This is a genomic window from Sporosarcina ureae DSM 2281 (assembly GCF_000425545.1).
Classification (GTDB): domain Bacteria; phylum Bacillota; class Bacilli; order Bacillales_A; family Planococcaceae; genus Sporosarcina; species Sporosarcina ureae.
In genome coordinates this window covers 38,637-46,078 of the sequence record NZ_AUDQ01000022.1, presented here as the reverse complement: position 1 = coordinate 46,078, position 7,442 = coordinate 38,637, and the positions used below count along the sequence as shown (strand labels likewise).

Sequence of the window (7,442 nt, the reverse complement as noted above, 5' to 3'; positions counted from 1 at the left end):
ATTTACGAACTATATGACAGGGCAGCCTTTATTCTGACATCAAATAAGGGGCCAGGTGAATGGGGAAAGTTCTTGGGTGATCCTACTCTGACTACAGCAATCCTTGATCGTCTTCTTCATCGCAGCGAAATTCTTACATTTAGTGAAGAGCAGGATAGCATTCGGATGAAATACAGAAAAACCCTTTTTACAGAATGAAGTGTTGAGTCTTAATTGATGAAAACTGTTGAAAGTTATTTATCGAAAACTGTTGAATTCTACTTGACGGTTACAAAAGGTTGGAAATCCTATAGCTATAATTTCTTTTAAAGTAGAAATCCTCATTCTTATATAGTTAAGATGAATTGTAAGAGAGCTATAGCCTTTATGATAATATATTAAAATGATTATACTCATGATCGCGTGTGAGATTACAGTTGCTATTCCAGCTCCCATAACTCCTAACCCAAAACCGAAATCGAATATAAGGATAGGGTCTAGGGTTATGTTAAGTATGGCAGGGATAATCATTGCATACATTGCAAATTTTGCATTTCCCTCTGCACGTATCACAATGTTTGTTGCCATTGAAAAACTAACGAAAATGAAACCTAAAAGAATGGGTAACATATAAGCAGAAGCATACCCAATAATGTTTTCTGTTGCTCCAAATAAAATTAAAAGATCATCTAATAAAAAAATTCCAACTAGTATACTCACTATACTAATGAGGAGAAGCAAATATATATAAGTCCCCAAAATTTTGTTGGACTCGTTGAATCGTTTTTCTCCTAATCTTCTAGCTATTACTGAAGACGTACCCACTCCTACAGCTGCTGCTAAAGTCATAACAATCATCATAACAGGGAAAGAAACAGTCAAACCCGCAACTGCATCTACACCTTCTGCAAGTGAAATGTAGAACATATCAACGAGATTGTATAAAGCCATTACGAATATACCTATCATTGCAGGTATAGATAAATTTACTATTAATTTAGAAGGTTTTTCAGTTCTAAGTTTGTCACTAGAACTCGGCTTTTCTTTTGAAAGCATTTAATACTCCTTTTACATTACCTAATAAAACTAGTTGTTAAATTTAAATTAACAACTAGTTCAATACTGTTTTATTTATTTTTTTGTGCCACAACTATATACACAGATTGGTTAGCCAATTTAGTTTGCGGATAAAGAACATCGACGAGATCAAAGCCAGCAGCAACAACTTCTTCTTTCATATTTTCGGATGAAACTCTCGGACCAGTTGATAAATCTGATTTCTCTAATTCAATGCAAAGAAACGTTCCTTTATTTTTTAAGACTCTATATATTTCGCCTAATGCAAGCGAAAGTGGTTTCACTTCGTGAAGTGATATCGAAGCAACAGCCTTATCAAATTCTTCGTCACCTAGTTGTATATCTTTGAAGTCTGATACAAGCGTTTTAATATTGGTAATTCCATTTTCTATAGCCTTTGTTTCCAAGTATTTTAAAATGTCTTTATCAAAATCAAGTGCAGTCACTTCATCTACATACTTAGAAATGGGAAGACTGATATAACCAACTCCTGCTCCAAGATCTAATAATTTATCCTCTTTATTAAGTGATACGAACTGAAATAACTCTTCAGCAGAGTCCCTCTCAATATTTTCCAGATTATTAATTTTCCTTAATAATTTTTCATTCATCTCATTTCCTCTTTTCATTATAGATATTCTGAATCTATAATTACTGTAATTGGTTTATTATTATTTGTAAACATTTTTGTTTCATATGATATGAAAATCGCATCCTTTATCAAAAGCTTATTGGAAATTTTAATTTAAGCTATCATGCTATTCCAATAGCGGAAAGCAATAGGAAAACAAATAAAAAAACAAACGGTCCCTATACGCAAAGGAATCGTTTGTTTTTGTACATGTGTTCTTGGTGTTGTAAATCGATATTCCTACTGTTATACCTTTTTAATAAAAGAGATAATTTTTGCGATTCTAACAGATTTACATTGTGTTAAATTCATCTTCCTTAATGTGCAATAGTTTGCACGTTTTCTCAGTTCTTGATATCCCAGAATCGCCGGCTTTAGCTCCGATCGACTAAGCGAATGCTTAAAACATTATTCCATAAACAATACACCCGTTTACTGAAATTTAATCAGGTAATATATTTTTGTGTTGTTAATTTTTTTTTACAGTGGATAAAATTGCAATTAATAAAACGATGACGCTATTTATTAATAAATAGTATCCTATCTGCATGCCGTAAAATATCGCAAAAGCATCACGAATAACAAAAAGTGCTAATACACCACCGATTGCTCCCAAAAAAACTGCTGATAACAATATTGTAAAAGCCGCATAGTATATACTTTTCTTTTTCTTGTAAGATATAAATCCAATAATATTTGCAACAACAATAAAAACACCCATAAGTATTAAGAAAAAATTACTCATATATCTGCCCCTCCTAAAAACACATCTCACCATTTAGATTAAAACTATTTGGCCAGATTGAAGCACAAACGTTATGCAAAATCTCTTAACTTCTCTTTTCGGCTTGAAAGTGCAGTTAAAAATGAAATGATTATTATGGAAATGACCACAATATCTCCAATTTCCGAGGTTCCGGTCACTTCAAACGGTGAGATAATGCTGGAATAATAAAGAAAGAAAACGATAACAAGGAAATAATATTTAAATATCTTCTTAATACAATTACTCAGCTCTTCTGTTCTTTGGTCCGATTGAAGTGTAGCCCTTATATTATTTCCGCACCCATTTATACAAAATCGACCTTTCCGAACTAATTTAGCTCGATTTCAGATTTTACTGTATGATAATCTAAAATGAATGAAGAATAAGAACTTTCTTCACAGAACTTTAATTCGTTATAAACACAGAAATTTGCAAATGATAAAAACCCATTAGTTATTCCATTGAGATACTCTTCTTTAGGGATATTTACGACTTTGTTTACATCATAATTCAACATACGATTTGGATCTTCTAATATAAGATGAAACATAGTGTCTTTTTCTGAAACGCCAACTGTAATTAAGGAATCTAGAAATACAATAGTAAAATGTTCATCCAAATCGTGACTCAATAAAGGAGCTATGATGGTTTGCCACGTAAATAATAAATCGTTTGTTTCGAAATCTTGGGTGAAAATAACTTCAGAATTATAAGTCGCAGTAATACAGCCTTCTAAGTAATCCCCATCATTACTGTCTATAATTAGTTGGGCAGCTTTTAAAGCTAAAGGATCGTGAATAGATAAGAATTGCTCTTTCTTCGATGTCATATATCCCAGATCGGGAAGGTGATTTGATATATAACTCTTAATACTAAACACTACATTCACCTCTTTTTCCCGATTACGATTTAAATCCTATCGTTTACAACGCAATCGCTAGAATCTGTTTATGCCGAGAAAACGTTTGCTGTCGGTTCACACCATATGGAAATTCCAATACATGTTATAGGATATAAAATAGTGTTCTTGCAATATAGTAGGCACTTAAAAAGATTAACAAAGGTTTTATAAAGGCTTTATCTTCTTTTTTATAAACAACCATTATGGAAATTGAAAATATAAGAGGTAACCATACAAACCAGAAAAGAATATTGTTGAAAATAATTTCTAGAATTTCAATCACTCCTTTAAATATCGGATCCGTTAATACCCACTGTATTATGTGTTTTCTTCAGTAATGGAAGTGTAGTTCATATGTACATACACTGCATGAGTTTACAACCGGTCTAAATAAATCGAAGTTATCACCATTATATCAATATACTCGACAAATACTTTAATTATTTAATAAAGAGGCTAAGGCAAAACTCAATAAAATGAAAAAACTGCGTGAATCCAAGTTACAAGAACTTTGGTTTCACGCGGCTTTAATTTTGCCTTTTGTTAATTGCAATTTAGGCTTTTCTTCATTATACAATCTGACTCGATTCTAGCGTACTGCGGATTCACTGACTACAAAATCTACTCTTTTAATTGAGACGGTTCTCCAATGATTCAATTGCTAATTTAAGCGCGGTTACACGACGCTCATTCACCGTTTTTTGAGGACTACCATCTTTCGCTTTTGCTAATTGCTTTTCAATAGACGGAATGATACTTTGTAGAATATCTTTAGATTGTACGACCACTTCTTTGTCATAGACAAATTCTCCATCATACCAAACGTCTTGTAAGCTCTCCAACCCAACCTTTACAGCGTCACGTCTTCTTTTTACAAGTGTTGTATTAGAACCTTTTTCCGTCATACTTGTATAAGCATTCTAAAGTTTAATAAATGTGGAATCTAAAGATTTAATGGACAATTCTTGTACTTCTTGGCTAACCGTTTTCATATAGGAACCTCATCTTTCATTTCAAATAATCCAAAAATTATTAGTTTTTATACAGATACCCTTCATTAAAGCTGCGGGAGTGACAGCCCTTTTCCGCTATTGCTACTGTATAGACTTTTCACTCCCTATTCCCTGCTCTTATCAAAATAAAAGTTACGCTATTTTAATCGGTGTTTCTTTCACGATTTTATAAACTGCTATAGCCGTGATCGTCGCTATTGCCAATGATGCAATAATTGCAACTACAACATTAGGTACTGGAATTTCAAAGTTAAATAATCCCATCAATGGTTTAGGTGTATTGAACGCCCACAGTAAATCATTTAAAGATACGACTACGAGAGCAACCACAATGGTTACAAATCCACCAGCCCCTCCATAACGATAAAACCCTAATCCAATTAGCCATCCGACTAGAAAATAGATCATGACTACGAAGAAATAAGAGACACTAGTCAGTAACCAACTATTTACTCCAAGTGAGGATAATACAACTTCTTTGAACACGTTGATGTTAAGTACACGAACTAGCCAAGTTAGAATGGTTGTTAGACCTATGACAGTAATTGCTAAGCCTATCGCTGACAGCAATGCTCCGTGAAAATACGCCTTTCTAGTAACGCCATACTTCACATACGTCGTTAGGAATACTGAGCTTGAAATGATCCCACAAACGAGCATAAATATTGTGGTTGTTTGAAATGTAAAGGTAAGCAACGACATGGACCTTATGTCTGGTTCATCGAGGAACCAAACAATTGCAAAGTAAGCAACATACAAAATCGGCAAATACCACGCTACCCATTTCATTTGGAATAAGTACAGATCAGCACCTATTTTCTTTCCCATTGCGTCCATTTTACATGCCCTCCTTTGTTAAATGAATAAATAATTCATGAAGTGAAACATTTCCTATTTCTAGATCTTTGCGCTTTATTTCGTCCTCTTTTTCTTCCGTTAATTCTCCGTACAGCATCATCGACTTTGTGCCACCTAGCTGCTCTTCATTTAATACATGAAGTCCGGCCACCACTTCTATTACATCGCTACTTGGACCTGTAACAGAATATCCTCTTTCTAGAAGCGTATCCACTTCCTCTTGAAGTAGTAATGTACCTTTATGAATAATAAGAACTTCGTCAAATAGGTATTCCATTTCCGAAATTAAGTGTGTAGATAAAATGAAAATTCGAGGATAGCGTGCTTGCTCTTTTAAAATTTCATTATAAAAAATTTCACGTGTCGGAGCATCCATCCCTTGATATGCCTCGTCAAAAATCGTGACTGGTGTTCTACTCGCTAGTCCGATTGTTACATTAAAAGCAGACTGCATACCTGCTGATAATTTCCTTAGTGGTTTATTTGTTGGGAGGTGAAATACCTTAACTAATTGTTCCGCATATTTCCGATCAAATGTAGGACGATAGCGTTCGGCTAAATCAAAGTATTTATTGATTGTGTCATAATTATCTTTATAGTCCGTTTGGTGAACAAACGTTACTTGAGCCATCGCTTTCTCGTTTTCAAAAATATGATCTCCATCTATTTTCATTTCCCCACTCGTCGCCTTTCGGTAGGCGGCTAATATAGATAGTAGACTCGTTTTTCCGGCACCGTTGCGTCCGATCAATCCATAAATTTTCCCGCTTTCCAACACGAAGTTAATATCACGTAACGCTTCAAACTCGTTATAAGTAACACGTATGTTCTGTGCCTCCACTTTTCTAGTCATCCTTTACACTCCCCTTCAACTTTTCCATTATTTTCACGATATCATGGTCTACCAACTTCAGTTTTTTCGCTTCTTTTAACATCGGCAAAACAAATTCCTCAGCAAATCCTTCTCTTCGTTTGAGTATCAACTTTTCTTTTGCGCCTTCCATCACAAACATTCCTACACCCCTTTTTTTATAAATAATCTCTTCTTCAACCAGGAGGTTAATTCCCTTCGAAACCGTGATGTGATTGATCTTATAAAACTGAACGAGTTGGTTTGTCGATGGAATTTGATCATGCTCTTGTAATTGATTATTAATAATCTGATCTTCAATCCTTTCTTTGATTTGAAGATAAATAGGCTTTTTATCATCAAATGATTTACTCATCTCTTACGTCACCTCTTCTCATGATATGCTGTACTTAGTTATATGGTTATATAGTTATGTATATAACCATATAACAAATGAAATTTCTAGTCAACTAAAAAAACGATCACTTTGGATGTGATCGTTTTTGAAAAGGTTATTTTTTAACAATATAGGTGTATATTGTCGCAATACATTATTCAATAGGAATAAGAGTAAAAGATATACACTTTCAGACTCATCTATAAGATAAGAGCCGTATCTCAATGTGTTGAATCTTAAAACGCACTTATTGCATATTGTCGAGCCTAAACTTCACACCAATTTTCTCGTCTGGTGATAATTGGTTTTTCCATAGATCATAGCTTTTTTCCATCATTGCCCGGGAAAGTTTTTCTGCTTGTTGATCGTCACCTAATAACGCAAAGGCCAATAACTTTTTATAATAACTTAATGAAGCTTCTCGGCGAAATGAGCTCTCAAAGTATTTCAACGCCATTTTCACATAAGCTGGCTCAAAGCTGTTTAGCACGAGCGAAAAGAGTGGATTCTCTGATAATCTGGCTAACTCCTTTTGAACTTTCCAATCATACGACGCAAAAGCTTCCGCTGTGTCTGGTAACTCATCGATTTCGGCGAGTAGTCCCACTACTTTAGGATAATTGAGCAGTATGGCTTTTTGTACATATTGAGGTGTTAGCGCGATACGCAATTCCAAAAAGTAGAGAACTAACGCATCGGGTACTTGATCAAAATATTCTACAATATCTACGATTGTAGTAATATTTCCTCCATTCCAATAATCATTGACTATAGCACGCTGTCCTTTTCGTAACGTCAGCCACCCCCCATGACTCAGGCGCTGTAAGATTTCTCGAATAGCTGGCCGTCCCAGTTCATAAATAGCGGCCAATTCTCTTTCCGTCTCGATTTGACTGCCCGCCAAATATTCACCTTGAAGAATTGCTTTAATCAGTTCTTTTTCAACAATTGCTGTTCGATTCATGGCTAG

General features: G+C 34.5%; 10 protein-coding genes. 1 reads left to right on the top strand and 9 read right to left on the bottom strand.

All coding sequences use genetic code 11. The features are described 5' to 3' along the window. Window positions 1-198, top strand: a 198-nt coding sequence (locus H605_RS0115360; protein ID WP_029055025.1) for an ATP-binding protein, incomplete at its 5' end; no start/stop codon positions are given. 39 nt (window positions 199-237) lie between these two features. On the opposite strand, the gene H605_RS18130 is transcribed toward H605_RS0115360, so the two are convergent. The 9 genes from H605_RS18130 to H605_RS18120 all read right to left on the bottom strand — a co-directional run bounded on the left by H605_RS18130 (window position 238) and on the right by H605_RS18120 (window position 7,436). Further along, a complete protein-coding gene (locus tag H605_RS18130; RefSeq protein ID WP_051210626.1) occupies window positions 238-1,035 on the bottom strand; it encodes an MATE family efflux transporter in 798 nt (265 codons plus the stop codon). Between the two features lie 71 nt (window positions 1,036-1,106). Next, window positions 1,107-1,667 (bottom strand): class I SAM-dependent methyltransferase, encoded by a 561-nt coding sequence (locus tag H605_RS0115350; protein ID WP_029055024.1) that lies wholly within the window; start codon window positions 1,665-1,667, stop codon window positions 1,107-1,109. 489 nt (window positions 1,668-2,156) lie between these two features. Next, window positions 2,157-2,432, bottom strand: a complete 276-nt coding sequence (locus tag H605_RS0115345; RefSeq protein WP_029055023.1) for a hypothetical protein — start codon at window positions 2,430-2,432, stop codon at window positions 2,157-2,159. Window positions 2,433-2,781: 349 nt separating this feature from the next. Continuing rightward, window positions 2,782-3,333, bottom strand: coding sequence for a hypothetical protein (locus tag H605_RS0115340; RefSeq protein WP_083065486.1), 552 nt, complete (start codon window positions 3,331-3,333; stop codon window positions 2,782-2,784). A gap of 650 nt (window positions 3,334-3,983) precedes the next feature. Continuing rightward, a complete protein-coding gene (locus H605_RS18125; RefSeq protein ID WP_232321232.1) occupies window positions 3,984-4,259 on the bottom strand; it encodes a hypothetical protein in 276 nt (91 codons plus the stop codon). Window positions 4,260-4,499: 240 nt separating this feature from the next. Further along, on the bottom strand, window positions 4,500-5,204 hold the full coding sequence (locus tag H605_RS0115330; protein ID WP_029055021.1) for a hypothetical protein: 705 nt from the start codon (window positions 5,202-5,204) through the stop codon (window positions 4,500-4,502). Window position 5,205: 1 nt separating this feature from the next. After that, on the bottom strand, window positions 5,206-6,078 hold the full coding sequence (locus tag H605_RS0115325) for an ATP-binding cassette domain-containing protein (protein WP_029055020.1): 873 nt from the start codon (window positions 6,076-6,078) through the stop codon (window positions 5,206-5,208). Further along, the gene (locus H605_RS0115320) at window positions 6,071-6,451 is read right to left on the bottom strand and encodes a GntR family transcriptional regulator (RefSeq protein ID WP_029055019.1); all 381 of its coding nucleotides are present in this window, start codon (window positions 6,449-6,451) and stop codon (window positions 6,071-6,073) included. Before H605_RS0115320 ends, H605_RS0115325 begins: the two co-directional genes overlap by 8 nt. 268 nt (window positions 6,452-6,719) lie before the next feature. Then, window positions 6,720-7,436 carry a GntR family transcriptional regulator gene (locus tag H605_RS18120; RefSeq protein ID WP_037562221.1) on the bottom strand — a complete coding sequence of 239 codons (717 nt, stop codon included), beginning with the start codon at window positions 7,434-7,436 and terminating at the stop codon, window positions 6,720-6,722. Between the last annotated feature and the right edge of the window lie 6 nt (window positions 7,437-7,442).

Bases quoted from the DNA above. Each gene is read 5' to 3' on its own strand.
- H605_RS0115320 (WP_029055019.1), bottom strand. From the start codon at position 6,451: ATGAGTAAATCATTTGATGATAAAAAGCCTATTTATCTTCAAATCAAA.
- H605_RS0115350 (WP_029055024.1), bottom strand. From the start codon at position 1,667: ATGAATGAAAAATTATTAAGGAAAATTAATAATCTGGAAAATATTGAG.
- H605_RS18120 (WP_037562221.1), bottom strand. From the start codon at position 7,436: ATGAATCGAACAGCAATTGTTGAAAAAGAACTGATTAAAGCAATTCTT.
- H605_RS0115330 (WP_029055021.1), bottom strand. From the start codon at position 5,204: ATGGACGCAATGGGAAAGAAAATAGGTGCTGATCTGTACTTATTCCAA.
- H605_RS18125 (WP_232321232.1), bottom strand. From the start codon at position 4,259: ATGACGGAAAAAGGTTCTAATACAACACTTGTAAAAAGAAGACGTGAC.
- H605_RS0115325 (WP_029055020.1), bottom strand. From the start codon at position 6,078: ATGACTAGAAAAGTGGAGGCACAGAACATACGTGTTACTTATAACGAG.
- H605_RS18130 (WP_051210626.1), bottom strand. From the start codon at position 1,035: ATGCTTTCAAAAGAAAAGCCGAGTTCTAGTGACAAACTTAGAACTGAA.
- H605_RS0115345 (WP_029055023.1), bottom strand. From the start codon at position 2,432: ATGAGTAATTTTTTCTTAATACTTATGGGTGTTTTTATTGTTGTTGCA.